Source organism: Flavonifractor sp., from assembly GCF_019422385.1.
Taxonomy (GTDB): Bacteria; Bacillota; Clostridia; order Oscillospirales; family Oscillospiraceae; genus Flavonifractor; species Flavonifractor avistercoris.
Map to the genome: position 1 here is coordinate 1 of NZ_JAHZDL010000071.1, position 13,430 is coordinate 13,430.

15 protein-coding genes are annotated in these 13,430 nt (G+C 66.1%); 10 read left to right on the forward strand and 5 right to left on the reverse strand.

Annotated features, from left to right (window positions below):
- From QZ378_RS09650 to QZ378_RS09665, 4 genes are all read left to right on the forward strand, one after another.
- The coding region (locus tag QZ378_RS09650) for a TGS domain-containing protein (protein WP_291258112.1) at window positions 1-1,289 on the forward strand (1,289 nt) is incomplete at its 5' end.
- A gap of 357 nt (window positions 1,290-1,646) precedes the next feature.
- The gene (locus QZ378_RS09655) at window positions 1,647-1,856 is read left to right on the forward strand and encodes a hypothetical protein (RefSeq protein ID WP_191529982.1); all 210 of its coding nucleotides are present in this window, start codon (window positions 1,647-1,649) and stop codon (window positions 1,854-1,856) included.
- Window positions 1,846-3,054, forward strand: a complete 1,209-nt coding sequence (locus QZ378_RS09660) for an ATP-grasp domain-containing protein (protein WP_291258113.1) — start codon at window positions 1,846-1,848, stop codon at window positions 3,052-3,054. The genes QZ378_RS09655 and QZ378_RS09660 overlap by 11 nt, the downstream gene beginning before the upstream one ends.
- Entirely contained in the window at window positions 3,051-3,755 is a 705-nt protein-coding gene (locus QZ378_RS09665) for an amino acid racemase (protein WP_291258114.1), read from the forward strand. The genes QZ378_RS09660 and QZ378_RS09665 overlap by 4 nt, the downstream gene beginning before the upstream one ends.
- Before the next feature lie 5 nt (window positions 3,756-3,760).
- Here the strand turns inward: QZ378_RS09665 and QZ378_RS09670 are convergent, their stop codons facing one another.
- Window positions 3,761-4,018: a DUF6809 family protein gene (locus tag QZ378_RS09670; RefSeq protein ID WP_191385461.1), complete on the reverse strand. Its 258-nt coding sequence runs from the start codon at window positions 4,016-4,018 to the stop codon at window positions 3,761-3,763.
- A gap of 68 nt (window positions 4,019-4,086) precedes the next feature.
- On the opposite strand from QZ378_RS09670, the gene QZ378_RS09675 reads away from it, so the two are divergent.
- From QZ378_RS09675 to QZ378_RS09690, 4 genes are all read left to right on the forward strand, one after another.
- On the forward strand, window positions 4,087-4,296 hold the full coding sequence (locus QZ378_RS09675) for a helix-turn-helix transcriptional regulator (RefSeq protein ID WP_191385462.1): 210 nt from the start codon (window positions 4,087-4,089) through the stop codon (window positions 4,294-4,296).
- Window positions 4,297-5,197: 901 nt separating this feature from the next.
- Window positions 5,198-6,715, forward strand: coding sequence for a Mur ligase family protein (gene murE / locus QZ378_RS09680; RefSeq protein WP_291258115.1), 1,518 nt, complete (start codon window positions 5,198-5,200; stop codon window positions 6,713-6,715).
- Complete coding sequence (locus QZ378_RS09685) at window positions 6,705-7,529, forward strand: QueG-associated DUF1730 domain-containing protein (protein WP_291258116.1); 825 nt, start codon at window positions 6,705-6,707, stop codon at window positions 7,527-7,529. The genes murE and QZ378_RS09685 overlap by 11 nt, the downstream gene beginning before the upstream one ends.
- A 54-nt stretch (window positions 7,530-7,583) precedes the next feature.
- Window positions 7,584-8,018, forward strand: a complete 435-nt coding sequence (locus tag QZ378_RS09690; protein ID WP_291258117.1) for a CBS domain-containing protein — start codon at window positions 7,584-7,586, stop codon at window positions 8,016-8,018.
- Between the two features lie 47 nt (window positions 8,019-8,065).
- Here QZ378_RS09690 and QZ378_RS09695 read toward each other — a convergent pair whose 3' ends face one another.
- Together QZ378_RS09695 and QZ378_RS09700 are read right to left on the reverse strand one after the other, a co-directional pair.
- Window positions 8,066-8,491: a hypothetical protein gene (locus QZ378_RS09695; protein ID WP_291258118.1), complete on the reverse strand. Its 426-nt coding sequence runs from the start codon at window positions 8,489-8,491 to the stop codon at window positions 8,066-8,068.
- Window positions 8,492-8,554: 63 nt separating this feature from the next.
- Window positions 8,555-9,064 (reverse strand): hypothetical protein, encoded by a 510-nt coding sequence (locus QZ378_RS09700; RefSeq protein WP_291258119.1) that lies wholly within the window; start codon window positions 9,062-9,064, stop codon window positions 8,555-8,557.
- A gap of 127 nt (window positions 9,065-9,191) precedes the next feature.
- Here QZ378_RS09700 and proS point away from each other — a divergent pair, with 127 nt between their 5' ends.
- Entirely contained in the window at window positions 9,192-10,631 is a 1,440-nt protein-coding gene (gene proS, locus QZ378_RS09705; protein ID WP_291258120.1) for a proline--tRNA ligase, read from the forward strand.
- A 238-nt stretch (window positions 10,632-10,869) separates the two neighbouring features.
- Window positions 10,870-11,661: a ZIP family metal transporter gene (locus tag QZ378_RS09710; RefSeq protein WP_087242387.1), complete on the forward strand. Its 792-nt coding sequence runs from the start codon at window positions 10,870-10,872 to the stop codon at window positions 11,659-11,661.
- Window positions 11,662-11,730: 69 nt separating this feature from the next.
- On the opposite strand, the gene aroE is transcribed toward QZ378_RS09710, so the two are convergent.
- Both aroE and QZ378_RS09720 read right to left on the reverse strand, forming a co-directional pair.
- Entirely contained in the window at window positions 11,731-13,125 is a 1,395-nt protein-coding gene (aroE, locus tag QZ378_RS09715) for a shikimate dehydrogenase (RefSeq protein WP_191380256.1), read from the reverse strand.
- A 147-nt stretch (window positions 13,126-13,272) separates the two neighbouring features.
- On the reverse strand, window positions 13,273-13,430 hold a 158-nt coding region (locus tag QZ378_RS09720), incomplete at its 5' end, for a type II 3-dehydroquinate dehydratase (protein WP_291258121.1).

Here is a 13,430-nt window from a genome sequence, read left to right on the forward strand (position 1 = left end):
TCGGCCGGGAGGGCATCCCCTTCGAGGTGCAGATCCGCACCTGGGAGATGCACCACACCGCTGAGTACGGCATCGCCGCCCACTGGAAGTACAAGCAGGGCATGGCCAACGCCAAGCTGGGCACCGAGGAGGCCTTCGAGTGGGTGCGCAAGCTGCTGGAGAGCCAGCAGGACGTGGACGCGGAGGAGTTTGTCCGCACCATGCGGGTGGATCTCTTTGCCGACGAGGTGTTCGTGTTCACCCCCCGGGGGGACGTGATCAACCTGCCCGCCGGGGCCACCCCCATCGACTTTGCCTACAACATCCACTCCGCCGTGGGCAACCACATGACCGGCGCCAAGGTCAACGGCCGCATGGTGCCCTTCGACACCCCGCTGAACAACGGCGACATCGTGGAGGTGATCACCTCCAAGTCCGCCCACGGCCCCAGCCGGGACTGGATGAAGATCTGCAAGTCCAACGAGGCCCGCAACAAGATCCGCCAGTGGTTCAAGAAGGAGCGGCGGGAGGAGAACATCGCCACCGGCCGGGCCTCCTTTGAGTCGGAGCTCAAGCACGCCGGGCTGTCCCTGGCGGCCATCACCGCCGAGGACGTGCTCCCCTTCATCCTCAAGAAGGTGCGCTTCGGCACCCTGGACGAGCTGTACGCCGCCATCGGCTACGGCGGCATGTCCGCCCAGAAGGCGGTGGTGCGGGTCAAGGACGAGATGACCCGGCTGGATCGCCTCCACGCCGAGCAGGCCGCCGCCGACAAGGCCGCCCAGGAGGCGTCCATCCACCCCGCCACCGGCAATCCGCCCCCCATCCCCGTCCAGGCCACCGGCAAGCACGGCCAGAGCGGCATCATTGTGGAGGGCATCGACAACTGCCTGGTGAAGTTCGCCAAGTGCTGCACCCCCGTGCCCGGCGACCCGGTGGTGGGCTTCATCACCCGGGGTTTCGGCGTGTCCGTCCACCGGGCCGACTGCCCCAACGCCGACCCCGCCCGCCGCAAGCCGGAGGAGGCCGGCCGGTGGATCAAGGTGTCCTGGGCCACCGGGGAGCTGTCCTCCTACCAGACCGCCCTGGAGATCTCCGCCAAAGACCGGGACGGCCTCACCCTGGACGTGGCCATGGCCCTGTCCTCGGCCAAGGTCAAGACCACCAACCTGTCCGCCCGCTCCATGCCCGACGGCTACGCCACCGTCCACATCGTGCTGGAGGTCAAGGATCAGTCGGAGCTCACCGGCGTCATCAATAAGCTGGGCCAGATCCAGGGGGTCTATCAGGTCAAACGGGCCAGCGGCTGATGGCATCACATATGGCAGACGGGCGCACACACAGGTGCGCCCCTACGAGAGGCTTTCAGACTTGCCGTAGGGAGCGACCTGTGTGTCGCCCCGCCGGTCTGACAGAGTTTCGCCCGCCTTGCGGGCGAAATCCAATCAAGATCCGTCTTTCCGGGAATTCATTTCCCGGAAAGACACCCCGACCCGCGCCACGGGGCGCGAAACCGGGGGTATCGAGCCAAGTCGCCGGCGTTTCGCCGGCACGCAGGCTCGTATCCAGGGGGTCGGAAGCGCCGGGGGCGCTTCCGATGGAAGTTTAAGCGAAGCTACCTCAGACAGCTTGGATACCCCCTGGACAGGGTTTAAGGAGAATGGAACATGACAAAAATAGAGAACATGCGGGAGGACAGCGGATTGGGCCGGCTGCTCTCCGAGTGCTTCGCCGGGGGGGAGCTGCTCCGGCGGGAGCTGCGCCTGAGCCGGGCCCAGGCCGAGCGCCTGGCGGCGGACTACCCCGCCCAGGTGCGGCCCATGGGCGAAAATTGGTATGAGATTACTTTCCAGGGGGCGTATTTCCATGGCAACTGAGTTTGTGCCCGTGCTGCTGGGCTCCGACATCAACGCCTACAGCATGGCCCGGGCCTTTCACGAGGCTTACGGCGTCAAGACCATCGTCTACGGTATGTTTCCCGCCAGCGTGTGCGCCGGCAGCAGGATCATCGACTACCGGGTGCGGGAGGGCAACGACCGGGTGGACAAGGTGCTGGAGAACGTCACCGAGGTGGCCAGGGAGTTCCCAGACAAGAAGATCCTGGTGCTGGGCTGCGGGGACAACTACCTCAACGCCATCTCCGCCAACCTGCCCAGCTACCCGGAGAATGTGATCGCGCCCTATGTGAACCTGGACATGCTGGAGACCCTGATCCACAAGGAGAAGTTCTACCAGCTGTGTGACCAGTACGGCATTGACCACCCGGCCACCGTGGTGTACCACAAGGGCATGGGCCACGACTTCACCCTGCCCTTTGACGGCCCCTTTGTGGTCAAGCCCGCCGAGTCGGACACCTACTGGAAGCACCCCTTCCCCACCCAGAAGAAGGCCTACATCCTCCGCACACGGGAGGAGGTGGACCAGGTCATCGACCAGATCTACGAGGCGGGGTATGAGGACTCCCTGATCCTCCAGGACTTCATCCCCGGCGACGACAGCTACATGCGGGTGGTGACCAACTACTCCGGTGCCGACGGCAAGGTGCGGCTCATGTGCGTGGGCCACGTGCTGCTGGAGGAGCACACCGGCCACGCCATCGGCAACCACGCGGTGATCATCACCGAGCCGGAGCCCGAGCTGTGCGAGAAGCTGAAGAGCTTCCTGGAGGCCATCCGCTTCACCGGCTTCTCCAACTTCGACATCAAGTTCGACCAGCGGGATGGAAAGTTCAAGGCCTTCGAGATCAACTGCCGCCAGGGGCGGAGCAACTACTACGTCACCGGCGCGGGGTACAACCTGGCCAAGTACCTGGTGGAGGATCGCATCGAGGGCAGGCCCTGCGAGCTGACGGTGACAAAAAACCGCCACCTGTGGTGGGTGATCCCCAAACAGGTGGCCTACGACTATGTAAATCCCAAGTATCACCAGGAGATGCGGGCGCTGGATCAGGCGGGGGCCTCGGTGAACCCTCTGTTCTACGGCCCGGACAACGGCCTGATGCACAAGCTGCGGATTCTGCGGGGGCAGCGCCGCTACGTGGGCTGGTACGCCTCCTGCATGGAGAAAGTGAAATGACGGAACAGCGCCTCGGCATCCTGGGCGGCATGGGGCCCCAGGCCACCCAGGACTTCTACCAGCGGATTCTGGATCGCACCGACGCCGCCTGCGACCAGGAGCATCTGCCCACCCTGATCTGGAGCGACACCTCCATGCCCGACCGCACCGCCGCCATCCTGGGGGGCGACGCGGAGGGCTGCTACCGGCGGCTGCTGGAGGGCGCCCGCCTGCTGGAGCGGGGGGGCTGCACCGTGCTGGCCATCCCCTGCAACACCTCCCACTACTTCGCCGACCGGCTCCAGGGGGAGATCTCCATCCCCCTCATCCACATGCCCAGGGAGACCGTGGGCGTGCTGGCGGCGGCGGGCCAGAAAAAGGTGGGCATCCTGGCCACCGACGGCACCGTCCAGACCGGCATCTACCAGAAGGAGTGCGGCGCCCGGGGGATTGAGGCCGCCACGCCCCCGCCCGAGGTGCAGAAGCTGGTCATGAGCATCATCTACGACGAGATCAAGCGGGGGGAAAAGGGCTCCCGGGAGAAGTTCGCCGTCATCGACAAGTGGCTGCGCGCCGCCGGGTGCGGCGGGGCCATCCTGGCCTGTACCGAGCTGTCCGTCTACCGCACCTACCACGGCCTGCCCGACTACTACCTGGACGCCATGGACGTGCTGGCCGAGAAGTGCATCACCGCATGCGGCTACAAGCTGCGGATGGTGTAGCGGCTTTATGGGCACTGGGCCGACGCGCCCAGGTAGAGCCCCGCCCGGAAAGCGGCCAGAAAGACGGCCTCCTGCTCCATATCCCTTGCAATTTCGGACATGTACTGGTAAGATTCCAGTTGTACTGCCTGTTTTGGCGGGAGGGCCTGCATCAAGGCGCCGTACTGGGCCGACGCGCGAGTGCGGTTTTCCTCATATTCCGGGTCGTCGGTCTCCAGATGCTCCAGAATGTAGTTGTAGATATGGAGTAAAAAGTCGTTCACCAAAATTCCTCCAATCGGGTGATATTTAGATTATATTCCTCTATATGGAGGAAGTCAAGGGGTGTATCATGAAAATTTTAGGAGAGCGTCTCCGAGCCTTGCGAAAAGAACGGCATTTGACACAGCATGATATGGCGGACGTTCTGGACATCTCCTTTAACTCCTATTGCCGCTATGAAAAAAATGAGCGGGAGCCTATGGCACCTACCATTGTGGCTATGGCCGACTATTTTAACGTCTCCGCCGACTACCTGCTGGGCCGGACGGACAGCCCGTAGGGGCGGATATTATCCGCCCGTCTAGGGCCCCGCGGTCGTCGACCCGTGGCGCGCGACGACCGCGGCGCGCGTGTCAACCGCCATGCCGGTAGGGGCGACCTGTGATCGCCCGCCCCATGGAGGCACCGGCCTCCGGCGGCCCCACTTTCTTTCCAAAGAAAGTGGGGGGAAAGAAAGGGCAGGGCGGGGAATTTCAATTTTCCCCGCCCTGCACCCACCCCTTGAAACGACCAATCAGGGGGGCCTGCGGGCCACGGGTTAAGGAATATTTGATTTCTTTTTGGCTAAAACATGCCACCGGCATGTTTCTTAACGCCAAAACCTATTGGATGTACCCCCCAAGCTGTTCTACAGGTAGCTTACCGGCGGCGAAGGCTTACTTCGTGACGCCTCCGCCGCTCGGGGGCGACACTGTAGGGCGCGGCATCCTTGACGCGCCGTTTCCAAGCCGCCATAAACATCGTGGTATTTCAGAGGCATGGCACCGACGGCGGCCCGGCGGGCCAAGTCGGTACAACGCAACAACTTTCAGGGCTTGCAGGGTAATCCCGATGCGTGCAACCCGAGGCGCGACGTCGTCGGCCCAAGCTACGGATCGTTCGCTTCCGGGCAGGCCCGAAAGCTCATTCCCTCCGCTGGGCCTCCTCTCCCCACCGAACCCGCTTCGCTGGGCTTCGGCGGGGGCCCCAATTACCGCAAGCACCAGCCAATGGGACGGGCGGCGATGCGCGGTTGGTTTTTGCAGGTCAATTACAACCCACCGCCGCCATGGACTCCGGGTCCAGGGCCCGCAGGCCCTGGTGGTTTTCCCGCCGCTTTTGACATCAAAAGCGGTGCCCCGGCCGGGCAGGCCCACTCCCCGGGGGAGGAATCCCCCATTCCAAACAAGGTGGTGAACCAGATGAACCGACCCCGTCTCCCCCTGGGGGACTACTATCAGCTGCTGCTCCGCCACGGGCTGGTGGCGGACGACACCCCCCTGGCCGCCGACGCCACCCGCCCGGTGGCGCTGGTGTCCTGCGACTCCAAAGTGGTGATCCCCAACACCCTGTTTATCTGCAAGGGGGCGAAGTTCAAGCCCGAGTATCTGCGGGACGCCATGGGGAAGGGGGCCTTTGCCTACGTCAGCGAGACGGTCTATCCGGAGGTGCCCCTGCCCTGCATCCAGGTCACCGACATCCGGCGGGCCATGGGCCTGCTGGCCGACCGGGCCTTCGGCCACCCCTCGGGGGAACTGAAGATCACCGGCATCACCGGCACCAAGGGCAAGACCACCACGGCCTACTACTTCAAGTCCATCGTGGACACCTGGCTGGCGGGGCAGGGCCACCGGGAGAGCGCCCTGCTGTCCACCATCGTCACCGACGACGGGGTGGAGCGCAAGCCCGCCAAGCTGACCACGCCGGAGCCGCTGGACCTCCAGAAGCACCTGTTCCACGCCGTGTCCGCCGGGGCGGACTACCTGACCATGGAGGTGTCCAGCCAGGCGCTGAAGTACGGCCGGGTGATCGGGGTGGATCTCACCTGCGCGGTGTTCCTCAACATCGGGGAGGATCACATCTCCCCGGTGGAGCATCCCAATCTGGAGGACTACCTCAACTCCAAGCTGCTGATTTTCAAGCAGGCCAAAAACGCCTGCGTCAACCTGGACTGCGACCACGTGGAGCAGGTGCGCGCCGCCGCGGAGCAGTGCCCCCGTGTGGTCACCTTCTCCCAAAAATTCCCCTCCGCCGACGTGTACGGCACCAATGTCCGCAAGGAGGGGGACAGGATCGCCTTCCACGTGCGCACACCCCGATACGAGGGGGAGCTGGCTATCTCCACACCGGGCCTGTTCAATGTGGAAAACGCCCTGGCCGCCGTGGCGGCGGCGGAGGTGTACGATATCCCCCGGGAGGCGGTGGCCGAGGGCCTGGTCAGCGCCTTTGTCCCCGGCCGCATGGAGCACTACGCCAGCCGGGACGGGCAGATCTCGGTGATCGTGGACTACTCCCACAACGGCATGAGCCTGCAGAACGCCCTGCGCTCCGTCAAGGCGGAGTACCCCGGCCGGGAGCTGACGGTCATGTTCGGCTGCACCGGCGGCAAGGGCATCGACCGCCGGGAGGGCATGGGCAGCGCCGCCGGGCAGTGGGCCGACCGGATCATCCTCACCGAGGACGACCCCGGCTCCGAGGAGGTGGAGGCCATCTGCGCCGACATCGGGGTGTTCGTGTCCGCCCACGGCAAGGGCTACACCGTCATCCCCAACCGGGAGATGGCGGTGGAGCAGGCCATCCTGGGGGCCAGCCGCCCGGCGGTGGTGCTGCTGGCGGGCAAGGGCTGCGAGACCGCCCAGAAGCGGAAGAACGGCCCCGAGCCCTGCATCCCCGACGGCCAGCTGGCCCAGCGGGCCCTGGACAAGTACGATGCTGGATAAGCTGTTCGCGGCCGCCGGGGCCGCCGCCTGGGGCGGCGTGGCCTTCCGGCGGCTGCTGCCGTTTTTGTCCACAGAAGCCCTGGAGAAGGTGGAAGCCCTCTGCCCCCGGCCCAAGACGGTGCTGGCGGCCGCCTTCCCCTACTACGCCGGGGAGCGGCCGGGCAACCTGTCCCTGTACGCCCGGGGAGAGGACTACCACGCGGTGGTGGTGCGGCGGTTGAATACGGTCTGTGAAGCGCTGGCCGAACAATACCCGGGGGAATCGTTTTTCCCCTCTGCCGACAACTCCCCACTGCCGGAGCGGGAGGCGGCCTGGCTGGCGGGGATCGGCCTGCGGGGGGCCAGCGGCCTGCTGATCCTGCCCCCCTACGGCACCTATGTATTCCTGGGCACCATCCTCACCGGCGCGGCGCTGGAGCTGCCGGAGCGGTCGCCCGCCCCGGACTGCCCCCGCTGTGGGGCCTGCCGGGCGGCCTGCCCCGCCGGGGCCATGGGGGAGGGCGGGCCGGATGTGTCCCGCTGCCTGTCTGAGCTGACCCAGAAAAAGGGGGCGCTGACGGGGGAGGAGGAGGCCCGGCTCAAGGCCCACCCGCTGATCTGGGGCTGTGACTTCTGCCAGCGGGCCTGTCCCTTCAACGCCGCCCCGGCCCTGTCCCCTCTGCCCGAGTTTTCCACAGATCTGGTGGACAGTCTGGAAAACGCCGACCTGGAAGGCCTCACCAACCGCACCTTCCGGGAGAAGTACGGCGGCCGGGCCTTCGCCTGGCGGGGCCCCGGCCCCCTCCGCCGCAACCTGGAGCTGAAGCGTGAATAAAACCGCCCTTCCGGCCCAAACTAACAGAAAGTTTGGAGGAAAGGCGGTTTTGTTATGCAAGTACGCGATCTCATGAACCCCAGCGTGGTGACCATCACCCCCCAGGAGTCGGCCTCCCTGGCGGCCCGGCTGCTGTCCAGGCACAATCTGGGGGCCCTGCCGGTGTGCGGGAACGACGGGGGCCTGCGGGGCATCGTCACCGACCGGGACATCGTCCTGCGCTGCATCGCGGCGGAGGACGACCCGGCCCAGACCCAGGTGAAGGACATCATGACCCGCAACTGCGCGGTGGTCTCTCCCGATGACGACGCCCGGGAGGCCACCCGGCTCATGGCGGCCCGGCAGGTGCGCCGCCTGCCCGTGCTGGAGGGCGGCAAGGTGGTGGGCATGGTGTCCCTGGGGGATCTGGCCAAGTGCCGCCAGTTCGACATGGAGGCCGGCAAGGCCCTCAGCGAGATCTCCGACCCGGTGAAGAAAATCGAGGGGTAACAGGAGGCGGGGCCCGGACAATGTCCGGGCCCCGCCCTTTTTCGGTGTCATCCGACAATCTCCTCCGGCCCAAAGACAATCGTGGAGGTGTCCATGTGCCGGCTGTAGAGCCCGATGCCGGTGTCCCGGTCGGGGAGGTAGAGGGTATCCGGCCGGGCAAACACGGCCATATAGCTGCCCTGCCCGCGGTCAGAGGTGAAACGGAGCCGGGTGCCCTTCCCGTCCTCCACGGAATAGCGGCCGCTGTCCAGCACCTGATACCGCTGATAGAGCAGATAGCCGCCGTCATCGTACATCAGCAGGAAGCGGTCGTCCTCCGTCAGGATGGACACCTCCGTGCCCAGGGCATAGGCGCCGGAGACGTCCGGCCGCTGGGGCGGGCGGAGCAGCAGCCCCAACAGCACCAGATTGGCCAGCAGGGAGGCGGCCAGCACGGCCAGGAGCGGGGTTGGCATGCGGCGCAGTCTGTCCATGGCGCTCTCCTTTCCCGGATGCCGGTTGGTTCCTCCCCAACATAGCACAGGAATGGGGAAAAGTCAACCAGGCCGGTGTCCCCGGCCGGCCGCCAGCCGGGGCAGCTCCTCCGGCGGCACGCCGCAGAGGAGCAGGGCACCCGCCGCCGCCAGGAAGGGCAGGGGGGAGGCCCCGGTGGGGAAGGGGAGCACCAGCTCCTGCTGCTCCACCACCGGGCCGGACAGGGGCACCAGCTCCCGCTGGACGGCCAGGCAGAGCCGGTCTCCCTCCAGGCTGGAGAAGGTGAGGGTGTCCCGGGGGGAGGTGCCGTAGCTCACCGCCTGCCCGGCCTGGAGGGTGCGGGCCAGGGGGCCCGCCGCCCCGGGGAGGAGCACCGTCCGGCAGTGCACCGCCCCGGCCCCCGCCCAGCCCAGGGCGCCGGGGGAGATCACCAGCAGCTCCAGGGGGACGGCGGCCAGCTCCGCCGGGTGGCGGCCGGCGGACACCTCCGCGCCATACCCGGCCAGGGCGGCCCCCACCGCCGCCGAAATGCCCTCGTCCCGCTCCCAGACGCCCACACGCACATCCAGCACCGCCTTTCCTCGGAAATCAGTGTGCGAAAATTCCGGAATTTTATGCGCGGCCTTGACTTTTCCGCCCCGACTGCATAAAATGAATAGAACCCTCTGTATTTTTTAGAAAAAAGGATTGAGAATAGACATGGCACAGGACAAGAAGCAGGTGGAGCAGATCACCGACATGGAGGTGGACTTCGCCAAGTGGTTTACCGACGTGTGCAGGAAGGCGGAGCTGATTGACTACTCCTCCATCAAGGGTATGTTCATCCTCCGCCCCTACGGCTACGCCATCTGGGAGAATTTTCAGAAGATTCTGGACGAGAAGTTCAAGGAGACCGGGCACGAGAACGTGTATCTGCCCATGCTGATCCCCGAGAGCCTGCTCCAGAAGGAGAAGGATCACGTGGAGGGCTTCGCCCCCGAGTGCGCCTGGGTGACCTACGGCGGCAGCGAGAAGCTGGAGGAGCGGTACTGCATCCGCCCCACCTCCGAGACCCTGTTCTGCGAGCACTACGCCAACATCATCCACTCCCACCGGGACCTGCCCAAGCTGTACAACCAGTGGTGCTCCGTGCTGCGGTGGGAAAAGACCTCCCGCCCCTTCCTGCGCCACCGGGAGTTCCTGTGGCAGGAGGGCCACACCATGCACGCCACCGCGGAGGAGGCCATGGAGGAGACCCTGCGGATGTTCAACATCTACGCCGACTTCTGCGAGAACTACCTGGCCATGCCGGTGGTGAAGGGCCGCAAGACCGACAAGGAGAAGTTCGCCGGCGCCGAGGCCACCTACACCGTGGAGTGCATGATGCACGACAAGAAGGCCCTCCAGGCCGGCACCTCCCACTACTTCGGCGACGGCTTCGCCCGCGCCTTCGGCATCACCTTCGCCGGCAAGGACAACCAGCCCCACAACCCCTTCCAGACCTCCTGGGGCGTGTCCACCCGCCTCATCGGCGGCGTGATCATGACCCACGGCGACAACAACGGCCTGGTGCTGCCCCCCAAGATCGCCCCCACCCAGGTGATCATCATCCCCGTGGCCCAGCACAAGGAGGGCGTGCTGGAGGCCAACGAGGCCGTCATGAACCGCCTGAAGGCCGCCGGCATCCGGGCCAAGATGGACGCCTCCGACCAGTCCGCCGGCTGGAAGTTCGCCGAGTACGAGATGAAGGGCGTGCCTCTGCGCCTGGAGCTGGGCCCCAAGGACATGGAGAAGAACCAGTGCGTGCTGGTTCGCCGCGACAACGGCGAGAAGTCCTTCGTCTCCCTGGACAACATCGAGGAGACCGTCAAGACTATGCTGGACGCGGTGCAGCAGGGCCTGTACGACAAGGCCAAGAAGAACCTGGACGAGAACACCTACGCCTGCGCCACCCTGGAGGAGGTCAAGGAGCGGATGTCCACCCAGGGCGGTTTTGCCAAGACCATGTGGTGCGGCGATCTGGAGTGCGAGCTGAAGATGAAGGAGGAGGCCGGGGTTTCCTCCCGCTGCATCCCCCTGGAGCAGGAGCACCTGGGCGACGTGTGCCCCGTGTGCGGCAAGCCCGCCAAGCATATGGTGTACTGGGGCGTGGCCTATTGATCAACCAAGCGGCGATGCCGCTTGGTTGAAGGAGCAGCCGGCTGCGCGCGTCCGGCGGAGCCGGACACACTGGCCGGCTGAGAAGTGTTTTTCCCGAGGCACGTGTCCTCGGGAAAAACGGATTTTCATCTGTTTCGTGCCGGAGGCACGAACTCTGCGAGGCTGAGTCGGGGGCCCGCGCTACGGGCCCCCGACTGTTGGTCGAAAGTTAGCTTATTTTAACTGATTAGGAGGCTTTATGCAGTCTATCCTGTGGGCGGCGGTAGGCACCGGCTTCACCTTCCTCATGACCGCCACCGGTGCCGCCATGGTCTTTCTGTTCCGCGCCCGGCTCAACGCCGCCGTGCAGCGCATCTTCCTGGGCTTTGCCGCCGGGGTGATGATCGCCGCGTCAGTGTGGAGCCTGCTCATCCCCGCCATCGAGGAGGCAGAGGCCGCCGGCACCCCCGGCTGGCTGCCGGCGGTGGGGGGCTTTGTCCTGGGGGTGGGCTTCCTGCTGCTGCTGGACGGCCTGCTGCCCCATCTCCACGCGGGGGCCCGGAGCCCGGAGGGCATCCACGCTTCCTGGCGGCGGAGCACCCTGCTGGTGCTGGCCGTCACCCTCCACAACATCCCCGAGGGCATGGCGGTGGGCCTGTCCTTCGCCCTGGCCGCCCAGCACGCCGGGGAGGGGGCGGCCCTCAGCTCCGCCCTGGCCCTGGCCCTGGGCATCGGCATCCAGAACTTCCCCGAGGGGGCCGCCATCTCCCTGCCCCTGCGGCAGGAGGGGCTGTCCCGGCTCCGCTCCTTCCTCTACGGCGCCGCCTCCGGCGTGGTGGAGCCCATCTTCGGCGTGCTGGTGGTGCTGGCCGCCGGAGGCATCCAGCCCCTCATGCCCTGGCTGCTGTCCTTCGCCGCCGGCGCCATGATGTACGTGGTGGTGGAGGAGCTCATCCCCGAGGCCCATCTGGGGGAGCACTCCAACACCGGCACCTTAGGCGTTATGGCCGGGTTTGTGGTCATGATGGTGCTGGACGTGGCCCTGGGATAGGCCTCCAACCACCCCGCCAGACAGAAACGCCCCGGAATCCTGTGGATTCCGGGGCGCTTTTTGCGGGCATCAGCCCAGCTTCTCCGCCAGCAGCTTCTTCATGGCCGCCGCGTCGATGGGCGTATCGGTGAAGTGCTCCAGGGAGAGCACCGCCTGGTTGACCAGCAGGCCGAAGCCGTTGGCGGTGTGGTGGCCCTTCTCCCGGGCCCGGCAGAGCAGCTCGGTCTCCGCCGGGGCGTAGATGAGATCCACCACCGGCGCGTTCAGGGGCAGCGCGTCCAGGAAGGAGAAGTCCCGGAACTGCCCCCCGGCCCCCGCCATACCCAGGGAGGTGCAGTTGACCAGCAGCTGGCACTCCGCCGCCTCCCGCCGCAGGGTGTCGATGTCAAAGCCCGCCGGGCGCAGGTGCTCCGGGGCGAGGGCACACAGCTCCGCCGCCTTGCTGACGGTGCGGTTGCACACCACCACATCGGCCCCGGCCTGAGCCAGCTTGAGGCATACCGCCTTGGCCGCCCCGCCGGCCCCCAGCACCAGCACCCGCTTCCCGGCGGGGCTGATCCCCTCATCGTCCAGGGTGCGCAGGAAGCCCGCCCCGTCGGTGTTGTAGCCCCAGGCCTTCCCGTCCCGGAGGCAGACGGTGTTCACCGCGCCGAAGAGCCGGGCGTCCTCGTCCAGCTCGTCCATCAGGCCCACCAGCTCCTCCTTGTGGGGCATGGTGGCGTTGAACCCGGCGTAGCCGGCAAACCTGGCGCAGTCCAGCCACTGCCTGCAGCTCCCCCGGGGCACCGGCTGGCACAGGTACACGTAATCCAGCCCCAGGGCGGCGATCATGGTGTTCTGAATCAGGGGGGACTTGGAGTGGCCCACCGGATCCCCGATGACACAGAGCTTTTTGGTGCTGTTTTTTACCTCCACCCGCAAATCGGGCGCCCCCTTTCCCGGCTCGGGCCGCAGATCCGGCAGGACGGCGTTCACCCCCAGAGCGATGAACAGGCCCACCAGCGTCTCCACGATCCGGGCCACGGCATAGTGATACCGGGTCACGCCGGTGACGCCGGTGATGAGAATCACGCAGGGCAGGATGCAGGCCATGACGCAGGCCCCCGGCCGCTTGAGCAGCAGACACAGCCACAGCCCCGCCACACACACCAGCCCCAGCACCGGCGCCTTGATCCACGGGTTGTCCAGGGCGGGGCCCAGCAGCAGGGTGGCGATGCCCAGCACGCCCCCCACCCCGATGCCGATGAGGCGGGAGATGCCCAGCTGGACGGACTGATCCACCGTGGACTGGAGGCAGATGATGCTGGCGATGCAGGCATAGAGGGGCCCGGCCTGGCCCAGCACGCCCCCCAGCTCCTCCCGATAGAGCAGCCCGAAGGGGACAAACACCAGATAGGACAGCACCACCGCCACGGCGGTCTTGATCACCCGCATGCCGATGCGGGGGACGCGATTCTGTTTCATGAAGCACTCCTTGTCGTTCGACGGTCAGGCAGGGGCCGGCGTGCGTGCCGGCCCGGCGGAGACGCGGGCGCACACGCAGGTGCGCCCCTGCGCCCTTTCTCTTTCAGGAGGGCGAAGCACGGAAGTTCTCCTTGCCTGCGTTCTCTTTCAAGGGAGAGTTGTGTGAAAGTTCTCTTTGCCTACTTTCTCTTTCAAGAGAAAGTAGGACATGGCGGCCTCGTAGCCGTACAGGCCCAGGCCGCAGATCTGCCCCACGCAGGCGGGGGCGGTGACGCTCCTGTGCCGGAACTCCTCCCGCTGGTGGA

What these genes read in the sequence shown, in the direction of transcription:
- QZ378_RS09655 (WP_191529982.1), top strand. Translation starts at nt 1,647, where the DNA reads ATGACAAAAATAGAGAACATGCGGGAGGACAGCGGATTGGGCCGGCTG.
- QZ378_RS09660 (WP_291258113.1), top strand. Translation starts at nt 1,846, where the DNA reads ATGGCAACTGAGTTTGTGCCCGTGCTGCTGGGCTCCGACATCAACGCC.
- QZ378_RS09665 (WP_291258114.1), top strand. Translation starts at nt 3,051, where the DNA reads ATGACGGAACAGCGCCTCGGCATCCTGGGCGGCATGGGGCCCCAGGCC.
- QZ378_RS09675 (WP_191385462.1), top strand. Translation starts at nt 4,087, where the DNA reads ATGAAAATTTTAGGAGAGCGTCTCCGAGCCTTGCGAAAAGAACGGCAT.
- murE (WP_291258115.1), top strand. Translation starts at nt 5,198, where the DNA reads ATGAACCGACCCCGTCTCCCCCTGGGGGACTACTATCAGCTGCTGCTC.
- QZ378_RS09685 (WP_291258116.1), top strand. Translation starts at nt 6,705, where the DNA reads ATGCTGGATAAGCTGTTCGCGGCCGCCGGGGCCGCCGCCTGGGGCGGC.
- QZ378_RS09690 (WP_291258117.1), top strand. Translation starts at nt 7,584, where the DNA reads ATGCAAGTACGCGATCTCATGAACCCCAGCGTGGTGACCATCACCCCC.
- QZ378_RS09695 (WP_291258118.1), bottom strand. Translation starts at nt 8,491, where the DNA reads ATGGACAGACTGCGCCGCATGCCAACCCCGCTCCTGGCCGTGCTGGCC.
- proS (WP_291258120.1), top strand. Translation starts at nt 9,192, where the DNA reads ATGGCACAGGACAAGAAGCAGGTGGAGCAGATCACCGACATGGAGGTG.
- QZ378_RS09710 (WP_087242387.1), top strand. Translation starts at nt 10,870, where the DNA reads ATGCAGTCTATCCTGTGGGCGGCGGTAGGCACCGGCTTCACCTTCCTC.
- aroE (WP_191380256.1), bottom strand. Translation starts at nt 13,125, where the DNA reads ATGAAACAGAATCGCGTCCCCCGCATCGGCATGCGGGTGATCAAGACC.